General features: G+C 39.3%; 18 protein-coding genes and 4 pseudogenes. 14 read left to right on the top strand and 8 right to left on the bottom strand.

What is annotated here, in order from left to right; translation table 11 throughout:
• Nucleotides 1-253: 253 nt before the first annotated feature.
• A pseudogene (locus tag R7Q46_RS20215) lies at nt 254-1,381 on the bottom strand (IS3 family transposase).
• A 61-nt stretch (nt 1,382-1,442) separates the two neighbouring features.
• Nucleotides 1,443-1,562 (bottom strand): annotated as a pseudogene (locus tag R7Q46_RS20220) (transposase); the annotation flags it as partial.
• Nucleotides 1,563-1,908: 346 nt separating this feature from the next.
• Here R7Q46_RS20220 and R7Q46_RS20225 point away from each other — a divergent pair.
• The 4 genes and pseudogenes from R7Q46_RS20225 to R7Q46_RS20240 all read left to right on the top strand — a co-directional run.
• Entirely contained in the window at nt 1,909-2,544 is a 636-nt protein-coding gene (locus R7Q46_RS20225; protein ID WP_318077746.1) for an EAL domain-containing protein, read from the top strand.
• On the top strand, nt 2,541-3,215 hold the full coding sequence (locus R7Q46_RS20230; RefSeq protein ID WP_318077747.1) for a helix-turn-helix domain-containing protein: 675 nt from the start codon (nt 2,541-2,543) through the stop codon (nt 3,213-3,215). Before R7Q46_RS20225 ends, R7Q46_RS20230 begins: the two co-directional genes overlap by 4 nt.
• A gap of 13 nt (nt 3,216-3,228) precedes the next feature.
• Nucleotides 3,229-5,589: a bifunctional diguanylate cyclase/phosphodiesterase gene (locus R7Q46_RS20235; RefSeq protein ID WP_318077748.1), complete on the top strand. Its 2,361-nt coding sequence runs from the start codon at nt 3,229-3,231 to the stop codon at nt 5,587-5,589.
• A gap of 446 nt (nt 5,590-6,035) precedes the next feature.
• Nucleotides 6,036-6,770 (top strand): annotated as a pseudogene (locus R7Q46_RS20240) (IS5/IS1182 family transposase); the annotation flags it as partial.
• 285 nt (nt 6,771-7,055) lie between these two features.
• Here the strand turns inward: R7Q46_RS20240 and R7Q46_RS20245 are convergent.
• Nucleotides 7,056-7,631: a DUF2913 family protein gene (locus tag R7Q46_RS20245; RefSeq protein ID WP_025506924.1), complete on the bottom strand. Its 576-nt coding sequence runs from the start codon at nt 7,629-7,631 to the stop codon at nt 7,056-7,058.
• A gap of 357 nt (nt 7,632-7,988) precedes the next feature.
• On the opposite strand from R7Q46_RS20245, the gene R7Q46_RS20250 reads away from it, so the two are divergent.
• The 6 genes and pseudogenes from R7Q46_RS20250 (at nt 7,989) to R7Q46_RS20275 (ending at nt 14,679) form a co-directional block, all read left to right on the top strand.
• Complete coding sequence (locus tag R7Q46_RS20250) at nt 7,989-8,375, top strand: transcriptional regulator (RefSeq protein WP_069516253.1); 387 nt, start codon at nt 7,989-7,991, stop codon at nt 8,373-8,375.
• 612 nt (nt 8,376-8,987) lie between these two features.
• A complete protein-coding gene (locus R7Q46_RS20255) occupies nt 8,988-9,770 on the top strand; it encodes a metallophosphoesterase (RefSeq protein ID WP_069516251.1) in 783 nt (260 codons plus the stop codon).
• A gap of 281 nt (nt 9,771-10,051) precedes the next feature.
• Nucleotides 10,052-11,383: an ATP-binding protein gene (locus R7Q46_RS20260; protein ID WP_318077749.1), complete on the top strand. Its 1,332-nt coding sequence runs from the start codon at nt 10,052-10,054 to the stop codon at nt 11,381-11,383.
• A 281-nt stretch (nt 11,384-11,664) separates the two neighbouring features.
• A pseudogene (locus R7Q46_RS30820) lies at nt 11,665-11,958 on the top strand (helix-turn-helix transcriptional regulator); the annotation flags it as partial.
• A gap of 1,113 nt (nt 11,959-13,071) precedes the next feature.
• On the top strand, nt 13,072-13,536 hold the full coding sequence (locus R7Q46_RS20270; RefSeq protein ID WP_021707772.1) for a DUF6795 domain-containing protein: 465 nt from the start codon (nt 13,072-13,074) through the stop codon (nt 13,534-13,536).
• Between the two features lie 3 nt (nt 13,537-13,539).
• The gene (locus tag R7Q46_RS20275) at nt 13,540-14,679 is read left to right on the top strand and encodes a lipase family protein (protein WP_213871973.1); all 1,140 of its coding nucleotides are present in this window, start codon (nt 13,540-13,542) and stop codon (nt 14,677-14,679) included.
• Between the two features lie 121 nt (nt 14,680-14,800).
• On the opposite strand, the gene R7Q46_RS20280 is transcribed toward R7Q46_RS20275, so the two are convergent.
• Nucleotides 14,801-15,364: a porin family protein gene (locus tag R7Q46_RS20280; protein WP_005381668.1), complete on the bottom strand. Its 564-nt coding sequence runs from the start codon at nt 15,362-15,364 to the stop codon at nt 14,801-14,803.
• A gap of 398 nt (nt 15,365-15,762) precedes the next feature.
• On the opposite strand from R7Q46_RS20280, the gene R7Q46_RS20285 reads away from it, so the two are divergent.
• The 4 genes from R7Q46_RS20285 to R7Q46_RS20300 all read left to right on the top strand — a co-directional run bounded on the left by R7Q46_RS20285 (nt 15,763) and on the right by R7Q46_RS20300 (nt 20,640).
• The gene (locus R7Q46_RS20285) at nt 15,763-16,644 is read left to right on the top strand and encodes a LysR family transcriptional regulator (RefSeq protein ID WP_085569924.1); all 882 of its coding nucleotides are present in this window, start codon (nt 15,763-15,765) and stop codon (nt 16,642-16,644) included.
• 120 nt (nt 16,645-16,764) lie between these two features.
• A complete protein-coding gene (locus R7Q46_RS20290; RefSeq protein ID WP_005381670.1) occupies nt 16,765-18,300 on the top strand; it encodes a bifunctional GNAT family N-acetyltransferase/carbon-nitrogen hydrolase family protein in 1,536 nt (511 codons plus the stop codon).
• Between the two features lie 204 nt (nt 18,301-18,504).
• Nucleotides 18,505-19,092: a DedA family protein gene (locus R7Q46_RS20295; RefSeq protein ID WP_005383738.1), complete on the top strand. Its 588-nt coding sequence runs from the start codon at nt 18,505-18,507 to the stop codon at nt 19,090-19,092.
• A 180-nt stretch (nt 19,093-19,272) separates the two neighbouring features.
• A complete protein-coding gene (locus R7Q46_RS20300; protein WP_005381672.1) occupies nt 19,273-20,640 on the top strand; it encodes a Na+/H+ antiporter NhaC family protein in 1,368 nt (455 codons plus the stop codon).
• Between the two features lie 74 nt (nt 20,641-20,714).
• Here the strand turns inward: R7Q46_RS20300 and R7Q46_RS20305 are convergent, their stop codons facing one another.
• The 4 genes from R7Q46_RS20305 to R7Q46_RS20320 form a co-directional block, all read right to left on the bottom strand.
• The gene (locus R7Q46_RS20305; RefSeq protein ID WP_151514548.1) at nt 20,715-21,554 is read right to left on the bottom strand and encodes a 3-keto-5-aminohexanoate cleavage protein; all 840 of its coding nucleotides are present in this window, start codon (nt 21,552-21,554) and stop codon (nt 20,715-20,717) included.
• Nucleotides 21,545-22,876 (bottom strand): aspartate aminotransferase family protein, encoded by a 1,332-nt coding sequence (locus tag R7Q46_RS20310; RefSeq protein ID WP_054575103.1) that lies wholly within the window; start codon nt 22,874-22,876, stop codon nt 21,545-21,547. Before R7Q46_RS20310 ends, R7Q46_RS20305 begins: the two co-directional genes overlap by 10 nt.
• 208 nt (nt 22,877-23,084) lie before the next feature.
• Nucleotides 23,085-24,353, bottom strand: coding sequence for an O-acetylhomoserine aminocarboxypropyltransferase/cysteine synthase family protein (locus tag R7Q46_RS20315; RefSeq protein WP_151514547.1), 1,269 nt, complete (start codon nt 24,351-24,353; stop codon nt 23,085-23,087).
• 117 nt (nt 24,354-24,470) lie between these two features.
• Nucleotides 24,471-25,382 carry a LysR substrate-binding domain-containing protein gene (locus tag R7Q46_RS20320; RefSeq protein WP_213871972.1) on the bottom strand — a complete coding sequence of 304 codons (912 nt, stop codon included), beginning with the start codon at nt 25,380-25,382 and terminating at the stop codon, nt 24,471-24,473.
• Nucleotides 25,383-25,459: the final 77 nt, after the last annotated feature.

Raw genomic sequence — 25,459 nt, forward strand, 5'->3', positions numbered from 1 at the left:
TAGTCCATTGGTTCTGACAAACCCACTTATGAAGATAATAGGTAACACATTTTTCACCAGAGAGTTGGGCACTAAGAGAGCTTTTTTATCTATTAATTAAATGAGCAAACTTTAGTTTTTGATGATTTGAGCGAGAACAGTGTTCTCGCAGTAGCGTTTGAACGCTACCAACCTTTGCCTATATACCCAAACACGAGTCGGATAATACCTGACTCAGCCTTTCGTCATTCGGAGAACATAGTTCTCCGTTCAACTAAATGAAGATACGAGAAGAAGCTCCAGCCAGACTGGACACTGCATTAAGCGACTTTATTGGCTTTTCAAAGTTAACTGGGCTTAGACGCCCAAGAGCACTGTGCCTTCTCGTCCGATTATATTCAACCTCAATGTATTCGAAGACCAATTGACGCATCTATTCTCTCGACATTATCAGCTCATGTAGTACAGCTTCTACCTTCATGGCATGAAAGAAACTCTCTATATAACGTTGTCCCAACAATTTCCCTTTTCTATCCATACTTTGTTTTAGATTATAGGTACTTATCAGCTCTCGATAACCTTTCGAGCAATATTGGCTACCATGGCCACTATGAACGATGACTCGCTCAGGAAAGCCACGATGGAATAAGGTAATTGAAAGAGTATCGCTGACTAATGTTGCAGTCATCCTCTTAGCCAACGACTTGCTGTGAATAAAGATCAATGATTACCACTAAGTATAACCAACCTTCACTTATCGCCAAATACGTAATATCTCCGCCCATTTCTGATTGGGCGGAAGTTGCAGAGAAGTCTTGTTCCAACAAGTTCGGAGCGATTGGCAACTTATGAATGCTATCCGTCGTACATTTAAACTTACGAGCAGCTTTCGCTACTAGATTTTGACGTTTCATGCTACTGGCAATGGTCTTCACATTATGCCTGCTACCGTTATCAGTTAACTCTATCTGGATACGTCTAGCACCGTCCCTGCCTTTGCGGTTATCAAACGCCTCTTTGACTTTGTCGTCTAATACCTGACGGGCTTGTTCTCGCAGGCAGTCTCTATGACGATGCTTAATCCAGTAGTAAAACCTGCTTCGCGATATGCCAAACACCTCTGCCATGTGAGATACACGGAAATACTGCAGATGTTCAAACATAAATTCGAAGCACAAGCTACTTTAGATTCTCCGTAAAGTAGGTGGCGGCCTTTTTTACTACTCCTACCTCTTTTTCTCGCTCAGCAGTACTGGAGTTTTTATTTGCGGCTTTACGCCAGCCATAGATTTGAGAGTCATGGAGAGATAGTTATCTAGCGGCAACAGCAGCGCCGACTTTCTCCGCAATCTCAAGTATTAAATTCGGAAGAATGGATAATAAGTTTTTTCTTGTTTGTCATGATTCACCTCGTTAGTGATTTTACTCACTTAACTAAGGGTCCAAGATAACTGGTGCGGCTCAGTAATGGCGAGGTCGCTGAATTGACGAGGCCTGCCACGCTTGTTCTGTTTGCTTTGCTTCTATTCGCTTATAACTCCTTCATTAATCCAGAAAGTGAGTGAACCACGATTAATTAGCACTTTGCTGTACTGTTTTCAGTTAGTTGTTGTGTAACGAGGCTTCTCCATAAGACTAGGGGGATCAACTGTGTTGTCGTACAGCTCATCACCTCTTGCCTTAGTTTCATCGAGTTACGTAACAAAGCCTTAAACATAGACCACACTAATGCACTCTTGATTTTAAATGTTCAATAAGCTATCTGTTAATGTACGGTCAATTTAATGTCAATATAATGACAGTACGTTTGAGGGTGATAAATAACAATAGATATCATGGCTAATAATAGAAAACTGGTTGCTTAGGTTTTAAGAGGTGATTAATCTTGCGCTTAAAAAAATATTCATATTAAAAAAGGTGTAGTGAGATATGAATTTAAAAAGTAGCATTTCAAATAGTATTTTTTTGCATCCTATTTACTCAAGTGAAACTGGAGATGTGGCTTTCTCTGAGGTTTTATACACTATACCTGATGGATATTATGAGGAGCAGTTTTTAGATATGACTGTATCCGATGAAATAATAATGGAGTCAGCATTAAATATTGTTAAAAAACTTCAAAACAATAAAAAAAACAAATTTAGTATTAATATCACCGCAAATATATTGTTGAGTGATGAATTCATAACGAGAATTTCTTTATTTAATAACAAAAATTTAGTGATAGAAGTTAATGAAATAGAAAATAATATGCTACCTGACTTGTATCTATCAATAAAAAAACTCAAGGAGTATGGAATTGAATTTTGCTTAGACTCTTTTTGTCACAAAGATGAAACTTTTAATCAATGTTTAGGTTATATAGATTGGGATTATATTAAAATAGACAAAAAGTACTCATTTAAGGATTTAGAAAAGCATGTAGCACAAATTTTAATTCCATTTTGTAACGTTGGCGTAATTATTGATGGCGTTGACTCAAGCATAAAACAACATTTAAAAAGTTCTAACAAAATATACTATCAGGGATATTATAAAAATCCACCGAAAAGGTTTGCATCATGAAATCAGTTAAAGTTAAACCTTGTAAATTAGGCGCTTACTTCAATAAGAATGAACATATTATCCAGATTGAAGAAGGGAGTGGCGCTGTATCGTATAACGGGTTTTCATGTATATTTAAACCAGGTGATTACCTTTATCTTCCGAAAGGAGAAGTTATTCATCATTCTGTAGAAGAAGAAATAGTAGAGCTTAAAGTCATATCATTCAGTCATTTAAAGCAAATCATGTCCAAGCGTGATTATTATATTTATTTAAAAACAAAGAACGATTTAGAGCTATCATCAATATATTATAAAAATTATCTGTTAGACCTAATTAAAAAAGATCTTTTCTTGCCCAAGATAAAATCAGATGAACCAACATTAGAAAAAATAAGAGAGTGTATAAAAAAACATCCAAGAATAAACTGGAATATTGATAAGCTTTGTCAAAAGTCAAATTTAAGTATTAGAGATGTTAAATTAGTTTTGTCTAAGCTAAATGTGACAATGTCTGAATTAGTGATTAAAGTTAAACTTGAAAACTCAGTGGAATTATTATTATCTACAGAAAGCGTTGTTACAACTTCGAAATTATTAGGTTTTTCCAGTAGTTCTTTTTTTATAAAGAAGTTTAAAATTGTTTATGGAATGACTCCAAAAATTTTCATTAATTTATTTAAAAAAATCTAATATCAATATGTCAGTGATTAATAATAAGATTTCACGTATTAATTTATCCGTTTATCTATTTTTGCTTTTGGCTTTTTTTATTATAATTTTTTTTAGAGTATTTGTAGGTAATTTAGAGCAATATTCATTATATATTGATAAGTTTAGTGAAAACAAACTAGTTGAAAAAAGAAATGCATTAATAGAAGAGGCAGAGTCTATTTCAGCCTCTATTTATTCAATTATAAATTTAATAGAAAACGAACTTATCGAGAGTGTTAAGAAAAATACTGCCATCATTGAATTTGCTAATGAAGATAGTATAGAAGAAGACTTTATAAAAGAAAAAGTAAATAAGTTTAACTCAACCTTCAAAGATAATTATGTTTTTATAGTAAACTATAAAGATAAGAACATTATAGAATCAAATATTTTTAACCAACTTAATGATAATCTTAAAGATAAATATTCTAATAGTTTTTTTGAAAACTTCCCTATCAATGGTGGAATGTATAGATATAAAGTACCTTCTAAATTTGGTTCTAACAAAGTATCGTATATAAAACAAATACCTAACACAGAACTATATTTGGCAAGTGGATATGTTAACGAGTTTCTTCTCGAACGTGTACATGATGAAATATTTAATCTTTTAGAAAATTCAAGTTTGGATGACAATATTGAATATAGGGTCTACTCAACTCATAACGGTATTATATATGACCAAAAGGTTAAACAAAATAGATACTTAAACAGTCAAAGTTCACTTTATTTTTTCTATGATTATATCTATAACAACTTTCTTGAATTAGATAGCAGCAGTGAGTTTCTTTATATTGACAAAACCATAAGTGAATATGGGATAAATATATCACTCTCTATGGCTAAAAACTTCAAATATGAACTAAACGATGATTTTAAATATCTATTTAAAGAGTTCTTATATGAAGATATCAAAACAATAGTTAGCTCATTCTCTATTCTATTAGCTCTTTCATTTGTTATATATTATTTTTTACATAGAAAAATATCACGTATATTGACTAAATATAGTAATAAAGTATTGCTAGAGAAAAAAAAGTTAAAAGATTCAAATAAAAAAATTGATAGTATAGCAAAAACCGATTACTTAACAGGCTTACCAAATAGAAGAAGTTTGGAAATCGATTTTAGAAAAACATTTTGTCTCAACAGTTTTTATTTAGTGTTTATTGATTTGGACGGCTTTAAGTATATAAACGATACGTTAGGCCATTCGTTTGGTGATTTGTTTCTAAAGAAAATATCTAATAATATCACTGAAGGAATTGATATTGATGATAATTTGTATAGATTTGGTGGCGATGAATTCATTGTTATATTTCAAGGTAATGTTGACATTTTAAGTAAGATTAACAATTTATCACGTTCAATAAATAAGCCTGTTTTTATAAAAAATAGAAGAATAGAAACTACTGCTAGTATTGGTGTTTCTCAATATCCAAACGATGGAGATAAATTGGATCTTTTATTACAATATTCAGATTTAGCTATGTATGAGTCCAAGAAAAAAGGAAGGTCACATTATACCGAATATAATATTGGTCTACTTCAGAAGGCTAATATTGAATTTGATCTAGTAAATGATTTGAGAAAGGCTTGTCGAAATAATGAGTTCTATACTGAGTATCAACCAAAGTTTGATATCAAGAATCGTCAATTAGTTGGTTTAGAAGCTTTGGTTAGGTGGAGACACCCTAAAAAAGGTAATATTCCTCCAGATGTTTTCATAGAAACTGCTGAGTCTGCTGATTTAATTGATTCTGTCGGTTTTAGAGTTATAGATTATGCAATTAAAGATTATTACGAAAATAAATTATATTTTCATAATAATGTGACATTATCAATAAATTTGTCACCAAATCAGATAAATGAAAACTTAAAACACTATTTAAATAAATTAATAATAAAAAAAATAATTGATACTTCAGATATAATATTTGAAGTAACTGAAAATGTTTTTTTTGTCGAAAATGAAAATAAAATTGAGATAATAAATGATTTGGTTGAGCTAGGGTTTAGGTTTTCCCTAGACGATTTTGGTAAGGGATATTCTACGTTAAGCAATCTAATAAAATTGCCATTATATGAAGTTAAGTTAGATAAATGTTTTTTAGATAAAGTTCCAAATGAATTAAAAGACAACTCACTTTTAAATTCTATAATTAATCTTTTGTATAACTTAGAATATAAAATTGTTATAGAAGGGATAGAAAGCATTGCGCAACATGATCATTTGATAGAAATAAATGACTGTATATTTGTTCAAGGTTTTTTATATGGAAAACCAGAAAGTATGAAATCTATTGTAAATAAATTCCTTTTTAAAAATAATGTATTAATGGAAGAGGTTTAGATGAAGTGTAGAAACTGTTCTAGTTTTGGATGCTATAGAATAGAAAGAAAGTTTATAGAGAAAATTATAATCAAGAAAAAATTCCTTTGTAAAGATTGTGAATTTATCTTTAAAGACTATAGGCTTTTCATTAAATTTATACAAAAAGGTTAAATACAATTAATTTAGATCATTATATTTGAAAGTTTCATTAAAAATACTGAAATCAAATTTTAACTTATCAAATCGACTAATAAATTAAGACAATATCATATCTTTATTTGACTTGATATTGTCTATTCTATTTTTATTTTTTCGCTACCGTCAATAAACTATTTATCTTCCATAGCCTTTCCAAGTTTGGTAAGTTTTAGTTCAACGGTTTGGTTGGGGGCAATTAGATTAAAAATAAATCAATAACTTAACAGCTAAACGTGTATATCAGTTAATCATCTTAGGCCTATGCGAGACCTAGTTATAATAAAACTAACTGCAACAGTACAACAAAGCGTTAATCAACCGTAGCAGACCTCGTCGATTCATCGACTTAGCCATCACTACCGTACTGAAGGTGAATAAAAAACAACAACACTAGCATGTAATCAGTTTATCGATTCCTTGTTTATGTTGTCTAATACTACTCTTACCCTCTCATACTTCATTTGTATCAGTCTTTTAGTTAAACAAGTTGAGGTCTCTTTTGAGACAAAAACTGGAGGTGCAATACAATACCTAGCCACTGATACTGGCAGCCTCAAGGTTTATGGCGAAGGTAAACGGAAGGTCAAAAATCATGGTACTGACGGATGCGTAGAGTTTGAGCAAATTTGCATTTAGTATCCGACGCTGCACTCACAAAATAATCGCAGAAGAACTGAGTTTATCTCATGTTACGATACAGAAGTCCTTCTTAACTTTGTAAATCAAACACGCCGAAGAATTATCGAGATATCTGGTGATGGAGCTTATGATACAAGGAGTTGTCACAATACTATACGGGTTAAGCGAGCTGTTCCGCTAATCTCTACAAGAAAAAGCCACTCTCGGATCTTAGCGGTAGTTTGCCAGAAGCTTTACGGCTTTAACAAAAAGTGAAAAAGCGATATCGTTATTGCAAGCATTTACTCTCAAAAAGTACGATGTATAGAGTGAAGCAGTCGCTTGGTAGGAAGATATACATGAGAAATTACAATGCTCAGGTGGTTTGGTTATCTATCCGAATTACTTAACAAAGCCCTGTGATGTTCCTGACATTGGAAAATGTAATGCTTATCCGCACCAATGAATTGGCAACCAACAACATCCTATGAGGATTCTTCCAGGATATAGTAGAAAAGGCGTAATTCTTAACATATTGTTCTTGAAGTATTTTTATAATATGTATCAAGGTAAAGTCGAATAACTAAACATTTGGTACAGAAAAGTTCCAAGACTACATTATGAAATATTCGAAATACTTGGAACTATTATTTTTATATGTTCAGCAATCAGGAACGAGGGTGTAAGCGATAGTGATAGCTCTTCAATGATTTATTAACTTGAAATACTTCATATTCAAAATAAGCTTGCTCATCTAGGGATTGAGTGAACTTAACTATTTGTTCTGTATGAATGAGCAAAGAAATGGGCGCAACCTGGTGATTGTCATACTCATCGAAACAGTTGTTAATGTGTGCTCTATCTAAATAAACAACATCTTGATTCTGTGTTGGAGTTTCTTCAATCAACTTTGTTTCAAACCCTGCCTTCTCAAGCTGCTCAAGCAACTCATAGAGTTTGTCTACATCACTCTTGCTCTTGATTGAACTATATTGCTGTACAATCCCATTTAAATATTTCTCGATTGACCCAAACTTGTTTTTCATTAAACAGATGGTTTTTAAATTCTTTTTGATAAGTGAATAGCGTTGCTCTTTCAATTTTGGTTTTAAGAAATCAATGAGGATTTTGTTGCGTTGCTCTTCTTTGACAAAGCTTTGAGACGCGCTGACTTTAAAGTAAAGATGAAGCAGTGCATTTTCAAAAGTAGATTTTAAAAGCTTGTAATATAATTGTTCTGACATTGTAAGCATTGATTATTTACTCATGCTGTTATTCTAACATATAAAAAGAAAAGCAAACTAACACTGCAACTAGTTTACTTTGCCCCCCCATGAGTCACACGAAAACCAACTCTCTAGTCTTGATTGGTCAGCTAATACACAAGTGTTTTTCTAGTGAAGAGCCTCGTAGACCTTAGGATAGGGTGACCCGAAAAAAGGCTCAATGATACTAGGATTTCATTGTTTCTATTATCCTCACGATCTCGAAAGTTGTGTCCGATGGTATCGTTTTTTCGTTGAATATAACTATCCACTTTTTCTTTCAGAGCAGCGTTTTATACACTAGGGTTTTGTTATTTCGTTCTGGGAGGGATAGTAATGAAAGCTCGTATTGGAGTTATGTCAGAAGACCTCATTCGTAGGCACATGATTAGTGTGGCCGCAGGCAACATTAGTCATAGCAAGCATCTACCGACATTTTGGTTCACATCACTAGATGAAGTATCAAAGTTACTGTGTAATGAAAATATCGAGCTAATGCTCCTGATGAGTAGGGAAAAGCCTGAAAATCTAGCTGAACTTGCGGACATCAGCGGTCATAATACTCGTAAACTGTCACGTACACTCCACTTACTATCATCGAAAGGGTTTATCCAAATAGAGAAGAAAGACAATACTTCTCGTCCCGTCGCTTTATTTACTGACTTTGAAATTATTCTGGGCAAAGAATTAGAGGATACACTGCAAGAAAGATATTGTGCATGATGTCTATCACTCGTTACTGCGGCGTATGCCGCTTAAAAAGCACAGCTTTATGCTGTGCAACCTCAAATAGGGGTTATTCTTAATACTTTCCGTCTAGGTCAACCTGCTCGTCACCAATGCTCTCTTCCAGCTGCTCTGTGAGGGCTTCAGTTACTTCAAACTACCATACCTGTGTTTGGTAGAGATATCGTAATCGAGCAAGTCAATAACCCCATCTAGCGCAACGTCACGATCATGTTAGTCGGCTTGCTCGTTATCACTTTTTTAGCCTTAACCTCGCTCTTCATATAAGCCTCACTCATAAAAATGCCTGCCGTAGTTACGGTAGCACACTAACACTTTTGCTAGCCTCAACGATGTTGCCAAATCAAAGCACCTCAACTAAAAACTAACAATTTCAAATTGTTAATAACAACTAAGATTTAGACACTAAAAGTTAGTGTCTAAATCTTAGTGCCGAAAAATCAAACAACACGTCCAATCATTGTCCTGTTCAAAAGCACCCTTCAAGTACCTTGAGTAGAAATGCTTAGCGCATATGCTCACTTCTCTAATCCAAATAATCCATGTACCATGCATGAAGTAGTCAATCAATCTTAAGGCCATGATAGTTTGAAGTTTTACGTTGTTTCTGACCTACACCTGGACACTCACGGAATACGCCGCGATTTTTGGCATGAGTTCGATAAAGAAGCCACGTTGGTTGTTGCTGGTGACACGGCAAACGGTCTATTAGGCATAGCATACGTAAAGAATGTACTTTGCCGCCACTTTAAGGCGGTCATCATGGTTGCTGGAAACCATGAATGGTATAGCAATAAGAGTAAATCCTACCGATATACAAGTGAGTGCGAATCTAATACTAACTCTGGTTCTCTCAACGTTTCTAAGAATTCAGTATTAGCAAAGCTTAAGGCTCATAGCGATACCACTGAAAACCTGTTCTTTTTGAACAATGAGTCGATTGAATTGAACGGATTCACTATCTTCGGTGGAACCCTTTGGTTTCCCATTCACACCTATTCGGTCGAGCTTGTAAATGTATATTCTGAGTTGATGAACGACGCTAAGTTTATTGACAGCTCTATAATTGAAGAGCAGTACAAAGCATTCGTCAATAACCTCCCTGAGAAAGTAGATCTTGTTGTTTCACATCATCTTCCTTCTAAAGAAGCTTTCGCGACAGAAGAAAATGCCAATAGTGTTTATGCCCCCTACTACCATGCAGGGTTGAGTAATGAGTTGATCTCAAAAGCGAGGTTCTGGGTTGCAGGGCATCAACATGATGCTGTAGAGAAAGTGATCGCAGGCGGTAGTACCACATTCATTTCTAACGCCAAGGGTTCTGTACGCTTAACTAGTGGATTACTTACTAATAAAGCTTATTACCTATAAGAGCTAGCCAGCAAGAAACTTTGGTATCTGAAAGCCCACTAGGGCCTTCTCACTATGATCATTACCCTTGTGAACCAACCAAACAGAAATGATGCATAGATCCATCACCTCACAGCCCCAACACTATCATTCACATAGAAATTACTCAAAACACTTTTACGCGCATAAAAATGTCACCCCCCCCCTCTTTTAAGCGCAAAAAATGTTATACCTTGCATTTAATTGCGCATTTTTGTGTAATATACACTCAACCAGATAAGCACTTTAACTGAGGTGGCTAGATGAAACGAACACTACTTGAAAACCTACTCGCCTGGAAAGACAAGCCGACAAGGAAGCCTTTGCTGATTGACGGTGCTAGACAAACTGGTAAAACATTCTTATTACAGGAGCTATTAGGAAGTACATTCGAAAATGTCATAAGAATCGATTTCCTAGAAAGCCCTGAGTTAATTGAAGCTTTTTCAGGCTCTCTAAACCCTGATGACGTCATCACCAACATTGAACTATTAACAGGAGAAATCTTCGAGCCATCAACAGATCTTCTTATTTTAGATGAAATTGGTGAATGTCAAAGAGCGGTCACCTCTCTTAAGTACTTTGCAGAAAAGGCTCCCAAAGCTTATGTTGCTGCTAGTGGTTCAAATATCGGATTGCTCACGTCCTTTCCCGTTGGAAAAGTTGAGCAACACAATTTAAGGCCACTGACTTTCAGGGAGTTCTTGTGGGCATCTGGAGAAAAAGCACTGCAAAAAGCGTTTGACCAAAAGCTGAATTCTCCAGCAGCTCATACAAAATTAATCGAACTACTAACCGACTATTATTTTGTTGGCGGCATGCCTGAAGCCGTAAACTCATGGTTCGAAAACTCAGAACTCAGTATTATTGAACGCATTGAAGCCGTGTCTGAAGTCCATAGGAACTTAATTGAGGGCTACATGCGTGATTTCGGAAAGTACTCTGGAAAAGTGGATGCACAGCTCATCGAATCTGTATTTCGAAGCATTCCCGCTCAACTATCTTCGGTATTCGACGACTCCGTTAAACGTTTTAAATTCAAGGGAGTTCACGAACGCAAGTCTCGCTATGCTGAGTATGAAAGTGCGATCACATGGCTTCACAAGTGTCGGCTTGCTTTAAAAAATCATCCTATTGAAGGGCAGCCTCGTTCTCCTTTAGCTGCTTATCAGAAGGAAAATACGGTTAAGCTGTTTCTCTTTGATGTTGGGCTATTGAACCATATGCTCGGCACTGGCTACCGTGAAATCAAACAGCAAGGATATGAATACAAGGGATATATCGCCGAAAACTATGTTCAACAGGAAATCGCTGCGCTAGGTATTGAACCAAGCTTCTCTTGGGGAGACGCAAGAGCAGAGATAGAGTTCATTATCGCTGATGACCTAGGTCGAATCGTACCTGTAGAAGTAAAAAGCGGTAAGCGAACCCGTGCGAAATCATTGCAATCCTACATCGAGAAATGTAAGCCCCACAAGACAATCAAACTTACAGGTACTCAAGGCTCTCCAGCAACAGAGAGAGAACACATCGTGATGCCGCTTTACTACACAGAATACTTACTTGATCACCTCAGAGATCTAGATAAAAGCTAAATGAGTAAGAAAATACTCATTAACATCTAAGAATTAATGTTATGAGTAATTTTTTACTCATAACATTAATAACTAATTCATAAGCTTAGAGGATCTGATAAAGCGAGGCTGCTATGAATAAAATTGCTCCAGAAAAAAGAGAGTCTGTAGAAGAGGTCATAGCTCGTTTAAGGGCCAATCGAGATGCACCTCACGAGATATCAGAGAGCCATGTCGTTAATACATCACCCAAAACCTCAATAAGTCAGAGAGTCTCAAAAATCTCCCCCTCCACTCGTCCATCAGAACGCAAAACCGAGGCAAACAAAATCATCAAACACTTATTGCTTGGAGAGCTAACACAAGGCCAAGCGTTGAAAAGTTTACGCATTAAGATACTGGGACTCAAACAGGATGTGCTTGCAAGACTTGTCGATGTCTCAAGAAAAACACTCTCAGATATAGAGAATGATCGGGGCAGCTACAATACAGAGATTCTCAATAAGGTATTCAAACCATTTGGCTTAAAAGTCGGACTACTCCCTTCTTCTTCCGATGCGTTAAAATCGCTATTAATGGATGGTGAGGCTGGGTAAAATACTCAGTGTCAGCGCTATTGCTTTAGATTAAATTGCTATAACAAACTAGCATTTTTAAATAATTCAGGAATACATGGACGCGGGTTCAGTTCCTTTTGAAGCAGGAAACTAATGTAACATTTGATGCAACACCAAATTGGCAATGTCGTTATAAGTCACTGAATTTATGAGAATTGAGAAACCATTTCAACTCCCGCCAGCTCCACCAAACGTTTGGAAAAGGCCACCCTCGGGTGGCCTTTTTTGTATCAACAACCCACTATCCACATTGTCTTCTTTTCTCACGCACTCATGCTACCTGATAACTTTTCACGAGCATTACTGCATAACTCTGAACGTACGCCGATTTAAAAACTCGTTGAGTATTAAGTAACAGACGATACGCTCATAAATACACCACCAAAACTACACGGAAGTTCAGAAGAACTCATCCAAGGACAAAAGTGTGTCTATATGTTCTTCGATTTAAAGTGTTCTAAGTTTTTGAGTTATCAACAACTACGAGTGCTAAATCTAAGTTATAGAATTATGATGGGTTAAAGTAGAACAATTTGGGTTTATCACTAACCATCAAAAGATACTAAATAAGCCTTTTCTTTTGCTCTTGGTTATCACAATTGGCGGAAAAATAAATTATCAAGTCAATCTAGCATTACGATGTAAAGCAATAAAAATACCTCTTGACAAAGCGAATAATTAACTGTTTTCAATACGATTTCATTGTCTGAAACCTAGTATTTATAGAGTTTTTATCATTCGGTAGCTCTCGTTTATTTTGCTTTCACATTACCTGATGAAAGCCTCAAAAATCCAATACAATATAACTACCTAAGATTAGCGCAGACTGAGTTTTCCAGATTTAAACTTTATTAATGCTAATAAAAATCGGTCAAATAGATAAACATAAATCTAAAAATGTAATTTTCAAATTCACAAGTTACAGAGCAATGCAATATGAATCACATAGTTAAAATTAAATATTGTAAAAACACACAATACATATAGATTTATAGATTTTTAAAATGAAAAAAAGTCGATGTGAGAAATTACTTATTTGGATTTATTACAATCATATTGTTGAGCATTAATATGAGTTTTGGAGAGAGTATATTGAATAACGATAAAGTTAACCAATACACACCACAAATCAATGGTGTGATAACAAAAAAAGGGAAGCCGATTAATAACCAAAAGGTTAGTCTTAATATTGGTTTAAGCGCTTCAGGAAAATCAATAGACTTATCAACATTTACTGACAGCAATGGTCGGTTTGAATTTTCTCCTGTGTATGAGAACAAAGAGAGCGTTAAGATCCCGCTTATTGAACATTATGTAACTATTGTTTTAACCACAGAACTAGATATTGATGAAAGCGTTATTATTTGGGAAGGTTCGTTCGATGGCTATGAAATAGAGGATTACGTAAAAAACAATATGGCTAATCTAGTCTGTGATGCAGCAAACCCTCTTAAGTACTTTGCTTTTTCAATTGATGATGACGAAAACGATGACTACTACGTAAATAGTCAATGTGATTTATTTGGATATATTGACTCTGACTTATATGGAAATTAAAGAATGCAATCACTCTCACCAAAACTATCATCTAGAATCGCAGAAATCCCCTATTCTGTATTCGCAACTAATGTTCGTAACGTTAGTGGTTATATAGCAAAGTTTTTTACATTTGATCTAAGGAATGATGTCAAAAAAGGAACGACAAGTGGCTTTATGGGATTTGGTGGAATGACATCAGATTTTGTAGCGATAGGTCGAGGTAAGGGCGAGTTTGCCGATACTTTGGTATTTTCCTTCCGTGGCACTCAAGTAAACATCGGCGACATTATGACCGATGGAAACATTGGGATATCAGGTACCTCATCCGGTTACAGGGTACATGCAGGTTTTGTAAATCTCTTCAATACGATAAAGCCACAACTTGCAGCATACATCGCTGGTTATTCGAAAAAGAACATGAAAGCACCGAAGGCAATACACTGTGTAGGTCATAGTTTAGGTGGTGCTCTTGCTTCATTAGCGGCAGATTGGGTGAAGAGTCAGTACGGCTATAGCGTACACCTATATACTTTTGGCGCACCAAAAGTTGGCTTTAAACCATACGCAAGAAGGGAGTTAGATTCTTCATATCGCTGCACTCATGGTGCAGATCCAGTTCCTATGTCTCCTCTTTGGCCATTTACTCACGGTGGTATTGAGTATCGGCTAGATGGAAGTTCTGGCATCTACTTCTGCGCTCATGGACTAGGAAAAAAATCTGTTCCGGGTTATGTCAATACCGCTACAAGTAATGAGTGGTCGGCACTACAACCCAAATCTCAAACTTACCTAGAACGCAACGTATTTCTTGACTTCAACAATAGATATAATGCTCGGATGACTGATGGTTGGGTAAGTAAAATAGTCTCTTCAATTTTGACCTTATTAAGAATTTCAGGTCTGGGTCATATAATACAACAAATAGCAACTGTAGGCCTTACTGCTTGGGATCAACTAGCTAAAGCTATGGCGTACATCTCAAAACTAAAAAACGAGTATACAGAACACGTTCGCGGTATTTTAGGTCACATGAATGTAATGTCAGGTAGCGCAGCGATCGACCTATCGAGTATTACTTATAGAGTGATAAAACTTTGTTTTTCGAGACTAGTAAGAAGGTTAGATAGTCATGTTAGAAATGCTCTAAATATAGTAGAGTGACAGTAAAAGGCACGAACAATTATTCTAAAAAACGCTCTATTATCCTCAACTAGATTGAGTTCAGAAAAAGCGAAGCTATTTAGGCTTCGCTTTTTATTAGGGCTTAGAGTTGTTAACAATATTAAAATCTATATTCCACACCTAGTGATGCTTGGTTAAAGTCTGTTTCCGTGTTTGCACCGTTCGCGACATTCTCCGCATTGAGTTCTACGTCGTACCACATATATTCTGCGTTAACTAAGAAGTTATCAGTAACTTTAAAACCAACACCGGCACCAGCGAATACACCTTCATCATCTTTGTTGCCTTGGAAGCCAGCAACGTTGTAATCCGTCGAGTACCACATTTGACCGCCTTTTGCGTAAAGGTCGACACGATCAGCAATAGGGGCTGTAACTTTTAGTGCTGCGGTGTAACCGTCCGTTTCGGCATTTGCTAGGTTATTACCATAGCTACCGAAATCAATGTAACCACCCTCCAACGCTAAGTAAGGATTAAAACGGTAACCAACTAAACCTTGAATAACGTCGCTGTCATCATCAAAGTCATCTTGTCCATCAACTTTTAAGTAACCGTAGTTGGCGCCAACATATACACCATGATCGTTGGAGTCCGCAGCATGTGATAAAGTACTAAACGTTGCTAAAGAAAAAAGGCTAATCAAAGTAACAACATTGCTTTTCATTTCGTTCTCCTAATATAAGTTCCATTGAAGGTTCGAATAGTAAAGAGCAAATGCAATGCCAACTTTAAATTAATGAAAAATATATTTAATTTTATAGAATACTGACAATCCTCTAAAGAACGCCGAACAAAAACAGAAAAAAAGATCTGTCTGTTTACTTTATATAAACAATACTAAATTGAGGTTAATCGATGATGTGAAAAAGATTCTTGTTAATTTGTAGATTTTTCAAAGAAATTAAATAAACATCTAAAATACTCTTGTAGATTAATCAGTAAAAAAACGCTTAGCTAGTTTTTATAAGAAAGGAAGCTAATCACACATACGTTGCATCTTACTTTGCTTCAAGCCGTGAATATTCTACTCTTTGCCTAAGCAGAGTTTAATGGAACTGAAGTATGTTAAAAGGCAGTGAATACCCTTCTATTCGAGCATTAAGGACGTTTGTCGCGGTCTCTAATTACCTCAGTTTCTCTAAAGCAGCGGATGCCCTATGTATTACGCAAAGCGCAGTAAGCAAACAAATCGCATCGCTGGAGCAATTGGTGGGTTTACCTTTAATACAAAGAGGGGCGAGTGGTATTGAGTTAACCGAAGAAGGCAAGCGTTATCTGCCGCAAGTCACAGAAGCTTTGGAGCTTATTCAGCATGCAACTGCCAACTTAATCCAGTCAGATTCAAAGCAAGAATTACTCACCGTGGACGTAACCCCTTCTTTTGCCAGTCTTTGGTTGATACCTAATATTGATGACTTCCACCAGCAACATCCTAACATCCGAGTAAGAGTCTGTACTGGGGATGGGAACGTCAAAGATTCGAGCAACGAAAGTGACTTACATATTCGCTGCCTTCCATTATCCACACATTATGAATACAGCCACTTACTGTGCGAAGAAACATTGTTATTAGTCGGTTGTACAAATGCTCCTGCAATTGAGAGTGTGCACGCTGTTAGCAATTATCCTTTTATACCTCAAATCACTCGCCCTCAGCTATGGGAGCAATTTAAAGCGGTCTACACTGTAGAATCTCCCGTTACCTATCAACCTGTAGGCGTCGAACATTTTTACCTAGCTTGCGAAGCTGTCAGAATGGGAAAAGGGCTCGCCTTGCTTCCCGATTTTATGGCGCAGTATTCGATTTTAAGAGGGGACATTCAGCATGTTCTCAACCTTTCTTTACAGAGCGGTTATGGTTATTACGTGATGATCCCAAATTATCGCCTTTCGGCTAAAAAAGTAGCGGTGTTTCACGAATGGCTGAAGAGCAAGCTAAGTTAATGTTGTTTCTTTAAGCTCGTTTAGGTAAACCAAAACAACTCAAAGACTTCGGTATCTGTCTGCTCAAATTTATGGCATTCTCATCCATACTATTTAAAAAGGATAAATGGATAGTAGGATATGGACAGCAACACGCCAAGACTCTCTTTACGCACCATTGAGCCGACCGATTACCCAGAGCTCGCGGAATTAATGGACCTTGTTTTTCCTGATGTTGGTGGCTCATGGCCACGCCTGACCATCATGGATCTCATTCATCAGTTTCCTGATGGACAAATCTGTATTGAGGATAACGGAAAAATTGTCGGCGCAGCGCTAACAATCAAAGTGGACTACAACCGATTTTCACTTCCTCACCTGTACACCGACATCATCACCGAGAACAACGTCATCCAAAACCAAGTGACCGGTGACGCCATGTATGGTCTCGATGTATTTGTTCACCCGGACTACCGTGGGCTGCGTTTAGGTCGCCGTCTGTATGATGCGCGTAAAGAACTTTGCCGGAGTAAGAATTTCAAAGCAATTTTAGCCGGTGGCCGCATCCCGAATTACCACAAATATGCTGACGAATTGAGCGTGGCTGAATACATCGACAAGATAAAACGCCGTGAGCTTCACGATCCTATTTTGTCTTTTCAGCTTGCAAATGACTTCGATGTAAAGCGTATTATGCGTGGTTACTTGCCAGAGGATAGTGCTTCTAAAGGCTACGCAACTCTACTGGAGTGGGATAACTTCTTCTACGAAGAGGATATTCAATCCGTCCATGATGTAGAAAAAACGCTGATTCGTATTGGTGTTGTGCAGTGGCAAATGCGCGCCATGAATGACTTAGAGGACTTGCTCGATCAGGCTGAGTTTTTCATTTCTTCTCTTGCGAACTACAAAGCCGATTTCGCCCTATTTCCTGAATTCTTTAACGCGCCGCTGATGGGCTTGCAAAACGACCAAAATTCCGTCGAAGCAATTCGCTTTTTGGCTAGCTTTACAGAAGAGATCAAAAACCGCTTCTCGCAGATGGCAGTCACCTACAACATCAACATTATTGCTGGCAGTATGCCCGTCATCGAGGATGGCAAACTGTATAATGTGGCCTACTTGCTGCAACGAGATGGTGAAATTAACGCTCAATATAAAATCCACATCACGCCCCATGAGCAAAAAGACTGGGTGATCGACGGTGGTGACAATGTTCAAGTGTTCGAAACCGATGCGGGCAAAGTCGGCATACTGATTTGTTATGACAGCGAATTCCCTGAATTGGGAAGAATGCTCGCCGAGCAAGGCGCACAAATTGTGTTCGTTCCTTTCTGGACAGACACAAAAAATGGCTACCAACGAGTACGAATCTGTTCCCAATCACGAGCCATCGAAAACGAATGCTACGTTGCAATTGGGGGCAGTGTCGGCAACTTACCTCGTGTTGATAATGTCGATATCCAGTACGCACAATCTGCCGTATTCTCACCGTCGGATATCTATTTCCCACACGATGCGACCTTGACAGAAGCAAGCGCCAACACCGAAATGATAATCTTCGCTGATGTTGATTTGACTAAGTTGAAACAGCTTAATACCGAAGGCTCTGTCACCAACTTACGTCATCGCCGCCTTGATTTGTATGGCGCATTCACCAAAGCCAAAGAGTCATAAGGATCTCCCTAGTTCGCCGCTACCAAAGAGCGTAGCGGCGAGTAAAGCAAGCTGCAGGTTGATTCAGCGCAATTATCAGAGGCATGTCAGTTTTTCTCAACGGTGAGAAACAAGAATTGACCCAATAGGACATTCGGAGTATCACTCCAACTTCGTTCCGCTTTTATTAGGGGAAAGCTTTTGGAACATATTAACGAACTTCTCATGTCAATGAAGCCTTTGCTTGAGCAATATGGCTACGTTGCGCTGATTGTCAGTATATTTCTAGAAGGGATAGGTATCCCGATGCCTGGTCAATCACTGATGATCGCGGCATCTTTGCTCTCGTCAGAACAAGTCATGAACCTAAGTATGGTAATGATGGTATCGTGGCTGAGTTGCTTTTTTGGTAATACCTGTGGCTACTTAATCGGTTATTACTTTGAGGGGTGGTTAGATAAAAAAGGCTACATTTCCGGCCCGAAGATGCAAACGCTTCAATTAACTATCCAGAAATACGGCCCTACGTGCTTGGTCGTCAGCCGCTTTATTGAAGGAATGAAGCAATTTATGCCTCTTGCATGCGGTATCGCGAAAATGCCACGTAGAGAGTTTTTGCTCGGTAACGCCCTCGCGGCGACGGTTTGGGTATTGGTATTCAGCTTGTTAACTCACTTTGCATTTGAACATTTAAGCGTGTTGAGCAACCTGTACACCGAATATAAATATCTGGTATGGGCATTTGCTGCTGTCTTATTTACGTGGATGGTTTTAGGTATTGTTAAACGCAAAAAAGCTAAATCAATGCAATAACGACAGCCTCTTAATTGGCGCATAACTAAAGCTCGTGGTATCAGTGAGATACGTAATACGAGCTTTTATCTTTTTCTTTACGCGCAAAATTTAAACAGCCATTTAGACGTCTAGACGTTGACAATGTAGAAATGTGATATTAGTCTGCTCTTCTCTCTTATCATTAACATTGTCGTTTACATGTCCGGTTCCCAACAAACTACTAAAACAGTTGCACCGTCTGCGGTCGCACTGATCCCATTAATTGTATTCCTTGCGCTATTTATTGGCGTAGGCACTTACTTATCTTTGCAAGGCGTGGAATTTGCCTTCTACCAGCTGCCTGCACCCATCGCGGTATTACCAGCCATCATCATTGCGTTTCTTTTAAGTAAAGAGAAACTTAACCGCTCAATCGAACACTTCATGCGTGGTGTTGGCCACCCAGACATCATCGCAATGTGTATGATCTATCTGCTTGCTGGTGCCTTTGCTGCGGTAGCAAAAGCCTCTGGCGGTGTTGATGCAACAGTAAACCTTGGTTTATCCGCTATTCCAACCAGCATGATTTTACCGGGCATTTTTCTGATTTCTGCTTTTATCGCAACAGCAATGGGGACTTCGATGGGTACCATCGCAGCCGTTGCCCCTGTAGCGTTGGGTATTGCTGAATCAGCAGGAATGAGCTTACCGTTAACCGCAGGCGTTGTGCTGAGCGGCGCTATGTTTGGTGATAACCTTTCTATCATCTCTGACACCACCATCGCGGCGACACGCTCTCAAGGTTGTGAGATGAAAGACAAGTTTAAAGAGAACATTCGTATTGCTTTACCTGCGGCGTTGATCGCGATTGCAGTGTTCGCTTTCAACAGTACCGCGACTCAAGTGCCTGCAACTGGCGATATTGAGTGGCTAAAAGTCTTGCCGTACATCACTATTTTGATCCTAGCGGTATCTGGTGTAAATGTGTTTGTGGTTCTGTCGATTGGCATTCTTTTGGCTGGCGGCGTGAGCTTGGCATCGATTGACAATTACGGACTGACTAATCTAGCCCAAGACGTTTACAAAGGCTTTGGTAACATGCAAGAGATCTTCTTGTTATCCATGCTGATTGGTGGTTTGAGTGAACTAATGCGTCGCCAAGGTGGTCTTGCTTTTCTAACAAATTTCGTTAGTAGCCTTATCCACGCGTTTGGCTCTAGCCACTCTAAGCATGCGAACAGTCGTGCAAGCGAGCTAGGTATTGCAGGTTTGGTTTCAATGGTCAATGGCTGTACGGCAAACAACACCGTAGCCATCATTGTATCGGGCAGCGTTGCTCGCCAACTGGCGGAAGAGAATAATGTCTCTCCTCGCCGCTCAGCAAGCTTGTTAGACATTTTCTCATGCGTGGTGCAAGGCGTGTTGCCTTACGGTGCTCAAGTACTGCTGCTAGGTTCCGTGTTCAACCTCTCGCCACTTGAAGTAGTTGCCAATTCTTACTACTGTTTTGCATTAGCGATAGCGGCTGTTGTCGCGGTGTTTATCAAACATCCCGCTCGTCAACCTGTAGCGCAAACTGAGAACTAACGACAAATACCGAAAAGGCTCCGATGGAGCCTTTTTACTTTCCTTTCTTCTTTTTTTCTTTTCCGCGAGCAGATTTACTTCAAAGCTGAACGCAAACTTTGCGCACTGTGTAAAGGAATCGCAAAGCGATGCGCCACATCGCGTAGAGCTTCCACCTGAGCCGCGTTACTGATTGCTAATTCGCCTGCCACATCGACGTGGTTATTCTCAAACCCCACTCTCACATCGAATCCAAGTAACATCGCACTCGCTAAACAGTCTTGCTCTCGCGCGCCAAAAGCACAAATGGCACATCGAATTTCTTCCTCGACAAAATGCGCCAAATTCAAACCTCGTAAATCCCATGGCGAAGACTGTTGAGCTTGGTGATAACGCCCTAACACCACTAATGCATGCTGATACGTTTTAGGTAACACGCCCGCATCACGCAGTTGGAAATAACGTTCAATGTCGGTTGCATCGTAGAGAATAATTTGGCTCACGATGTTGTTTTCTGCCACCCAATGGAAAAAGGCATGCCCTTCTTTCTCACTTGCTCGATCAGGGATGAACTCCCTCAATGCGAAAGAAGCCGCTTCTGGTTTCACAGCTTTAACTAACGCCATCTGTTGTGGCGGAGAATACAAGCCCACCGCCTCTGTGGTGAGCTGTACCATCATGTTTTGTCCCACCGCTTCTTTCACGGCATAGTAAATTGCCATGTTGTCGTCGATGTCTAATGAATGACGTCCGTTGGCGTCTCTAGCATGTAAATGGATCATGGCAGCCCCTGCCGTTTGACAAGCGATAGCCTCTGCAACCAGTTCGTCTTTTGTCATGGGTAAGCTGGCGTGATCGTGCTTAGTTTTTCTTGCACCGTTTGGGGCCACGATAATAGCGATAGGCTCTCGTATACATCGATTTTCTAATTCCATTCCTTCGCTACCTCTTTTAGCGTTAATGAGAGTTTGCCAACTAGCTCATCAATATGGTGAGGCTGAATAATGAATGGCGGTGCAAGCAAGATATGGTGCCCATTAACGCCATCAATCGTTCCTCCCATTGGGTAGCACATTAAGCCATTTTCCATTGCTTGCTGTTTGATGCGTTTGTCTGCCAATGTGGCTTTACTCAGAGGCGCCTTGCTTTCTTTATCCGCCACCAGCTCAATGCCAAAAAATAAGCCTTTACCACGAATGTCGCCAATGTACGGTAAATGGGCCAATTCAGAAGTAAGCTCATTACGCAGCAAAGCACTTTGCTGATTCACCGCCGTTAATAAATCATCTTGGAAGATGGTTTGAATGGTTGCCACGGCAGCAGCGCACGCCACAGGGTGCGCCATAAAGGTATGGCCATGTTGGAAAAAACCGCTTCCACCGGCAATAGCTTGGTAGACTCGATCATTCGCAACCACCGCGCCAATAGGTTGATAACCCGCACCAAGCCCTTTAGCCATACACACCAGATCGGGGTCTGCCTCTTCTTGCTCAAACGCAAAAAAACTACCACTGCGTCCAACGCCACACATGACTTCATCCAAGATCAATAACACATCGTATTGGTCGCATATTTCGCGAATACGCTTGAAATAACCTTGTGTGGCAGGCACAGCTCCAGCGGTGGCTCCCACAATGGGCTCGGCGACAAAAGCCATGACATTATCAGCCCCCAACTCAAGAATTTTTGCCTCTAGCTCATTCGCCGCTCGCAATGAGTAATCCAATTCCGACTCATGACTCTGCTGATAACGATAAGCATAGCAAGGGGCGATATGATGGCTCGGGTGTAAGATGGGTTTGAACGGTTCACGTCGCCATTCATTACCTCCGACAGCCAAAGCCCCCAAGGTATTGCCGTGATAACTTTGCTGACGCGCGATGAATTGCTTTTTCTCTGGCTTACCTGATTCCACGAAATACTGCCGCGCCATTTTTAGTGCCGACTCCACCGCTTCTGATCCGCCACTGACTAAATACACATGGTTGAACTGTTCAGGCATGTGCTGACAAACCAATTCTGCTAGGCGCTCACTGTTATCACTAGTAAAAAATCCAGTATGAGCAAACGGCACTCGCTCGATCTGTTCCAACATCGCTTTTTTAACGGCTTGATGACTGTGGCCAAGGTTTGATACCGCAGCCCCACCACAAGCATCGAGATACTGCTTTCCATGCTTATCGAATAGATAAACACCTTCACCTCTATCGATGATTGGCAGCGTGGCATGGCAATGACGGTGAAATACGTAAGACATTTGAGTCCCTTCCAATGTGTAATACTTGCACACATCATCAGGAACAAACCCAAACGTGACAAGAGAATAAATCTCACCCTCTATGAGCTTTTGGAATGCCACAAACCAAAAACACCAAAACCCTTGATATTTAAACAATAAAATAAAAATAGGCCAGCTTTTTTAAAGGCTGGCCTATGGGTAACCCAAAGCTAAAAACAGAATCGTTTTACGAGTTTAGTGCCTGTTCTAAATCGGCTAGAATATCGTCAATATGTTCAATACCCACCGATAAACGAATCATCTCTGGAGACACACCAGCTTGTTTTTGTTCTGCTTCGCTCAACTGACGATGAGTCGTCGATGCAGGATGGCAAGCCAATGATTTTGCATCGCCAATGTTCACCAAACGCTTAAAGATTTTCAGAGCGTCATAAAAGCGCACTCCGGCTTCATAACCGTCTTTTAAACCAAACGACAAAATCGCAGAAGGCTTACCTTTCATGTATTTTTCGGCGAGATGGAAGTGTTCAGAACTTGGCAATCCGGCATAACTTACCCAACAGACTTTGTCATTCTGTTCCAAGAATTCAGCCACTTTGAGTGTGTTCTCGGTATGGCGCTCCATGCGCAGCGGTAACGTTTCTAGCCCTTGCATAAGCATAAATGCATTCATCGGTGATAATGCGGCTCCGGTATTACGCAGTGGTACGGTACGCGCACGCCCGATAAATGCCGCCTCACCAAACGCTTCGGTATACACCACGCCGTGGTAAGAAGGTTCTGGTTGGTTGAAAACAGGAAAGCGGTCTTTGTGCTGCGCCCAAGGGAATTTACCTGAATCCACAATCACGCCACCTAATGTGGTGCCATGCCCACCAACGTATTTAGTGAGAGAGTGAACTACGATATCCGCACCAAATTCGATGGGTTTGCAAAGCACTGGCGTCGCAACGGTGTTATCCACAATCACAGGTACGCCTTGTGCATGAGCAAGCTCCGCCACACGTTCTAAATCGATGATATTACCCGCAGGGTTACCAATGCTCTCGCAGTACACCGCTTTGGTATTTTCATCAATTAATTCGGCCAAACTTTCTGGCTTGTCATCTTTAGCAAACTTCACCTGAATACCTTGATTTGGGAGCATGTGCGCAAACAAGGTATAAGTACCGCCATAAAGTTGCGGCGTAGAAACGATGTTATCGCCCGCTTGCGCTAAGGTCAGAATTGCATAGTTAATCGCTGCACTCCCCGCACTCACGACCAATCCAGCAATGCCGCCTTCTAACGCCGCCATGCGTTTTTCCAGAACATCGTTAGTCGGATTCATGATGCGAGTGTAGATATTCCCCGGCACTTCCAAGTTAAACAGATCAGCGCCGTGCTGCGCGTTGTCAAACTCGTACGCGACTGTTTGATAAATCGGCGTCGCGACAGATTTAGTGGTAGGGTCAGTTTCGTAACCAAAATGGATGGATAGCGTTTCGTCTTTCATGTTCTTCCCTGTCTTTCATCACTCAAATAGCGGCAAGCAAAGCACTTACCTTGCTTAAAACTTATATTGCCCAATTTTTCAACAAATAACGTAGGGATGAATCACAGAGATAAAACGCTAATTCAACTGTCCAAGTAACCAGTGACGAAACGTTTCTGTCGCATTCGTACGTGTGTTCATGATCAAGTAATACCCTGCATTGGCAGGAATCGGTTTGAATGGAGAAACCAAACGCTCTGTCGTCAATTCATCCTCAATCAGTGCCATTCGTGCCATCGCAATCCCAACGCCTGCTTCGGCTGCAGACATCGCCATATCCGTTCGATTAAAAAAGTGTCCGATATCGGTTTTAAAATCCAACCCCATCGCTGACGCCCAATATAGCCACTCATAGTCACGCGTCGCTTTTTCCCATGGCATCGCATCGTGTAGTAGCGTCGCCTCTTGCCATTGCTTCACTGGCATTGAGGTTTTTTGTTCACCAAACAACGTTTTTAGCCAGCCATGATCCTCAAGGTATTTTGGACTCATCACCGGCAGCAGATGCTCATCCAAAATCAGCTCCGCGTTAGCATTTCTATAAGGATGAAGACCATAGTCAATTGCGACGTCATAGTCTTTTATCTCACTATTTACCAGCGCACCTTCCGCAAAGATTTGTACTTGGATATCCGGATTATCATGATGGAAGCTTTCGAGCTTTGGGACTAACCATTTGAAAGCAAAAGAAGGCGTCAACTTCAAACGAATTTCATTGGTTTGCTTTTCTACTTTGAGCTCATCAAGCAATTTGCTCAGTTCCGAAAAGTGAAACTGCGTCGCTTGGTGTAACTGAGTGCCTTTTACGGTTAAACGAATACCGCGAGAGTGGCGTTCAAATAAAGTAAAACCTAATAACGCCTCTAAATGAATAATTTGTTGGCTTATGGCACCAGTGGTGAGGTGTAAATGTCTTGCGGCACCAGTAAAGCTGCTGTACTCCGCGACTTGGCTAAATAGGCACAAACCACTTATCAGATTACTTTTCATCCTTGAGCCTATAGTTTTTCTAAACGCAGTGTGTAATTTATATCGATTGTTAACAAAAGGTAAAGAAAAGAAACTGA

The organism is Vibrio sp. 811 (assembly GCF_033339195.1).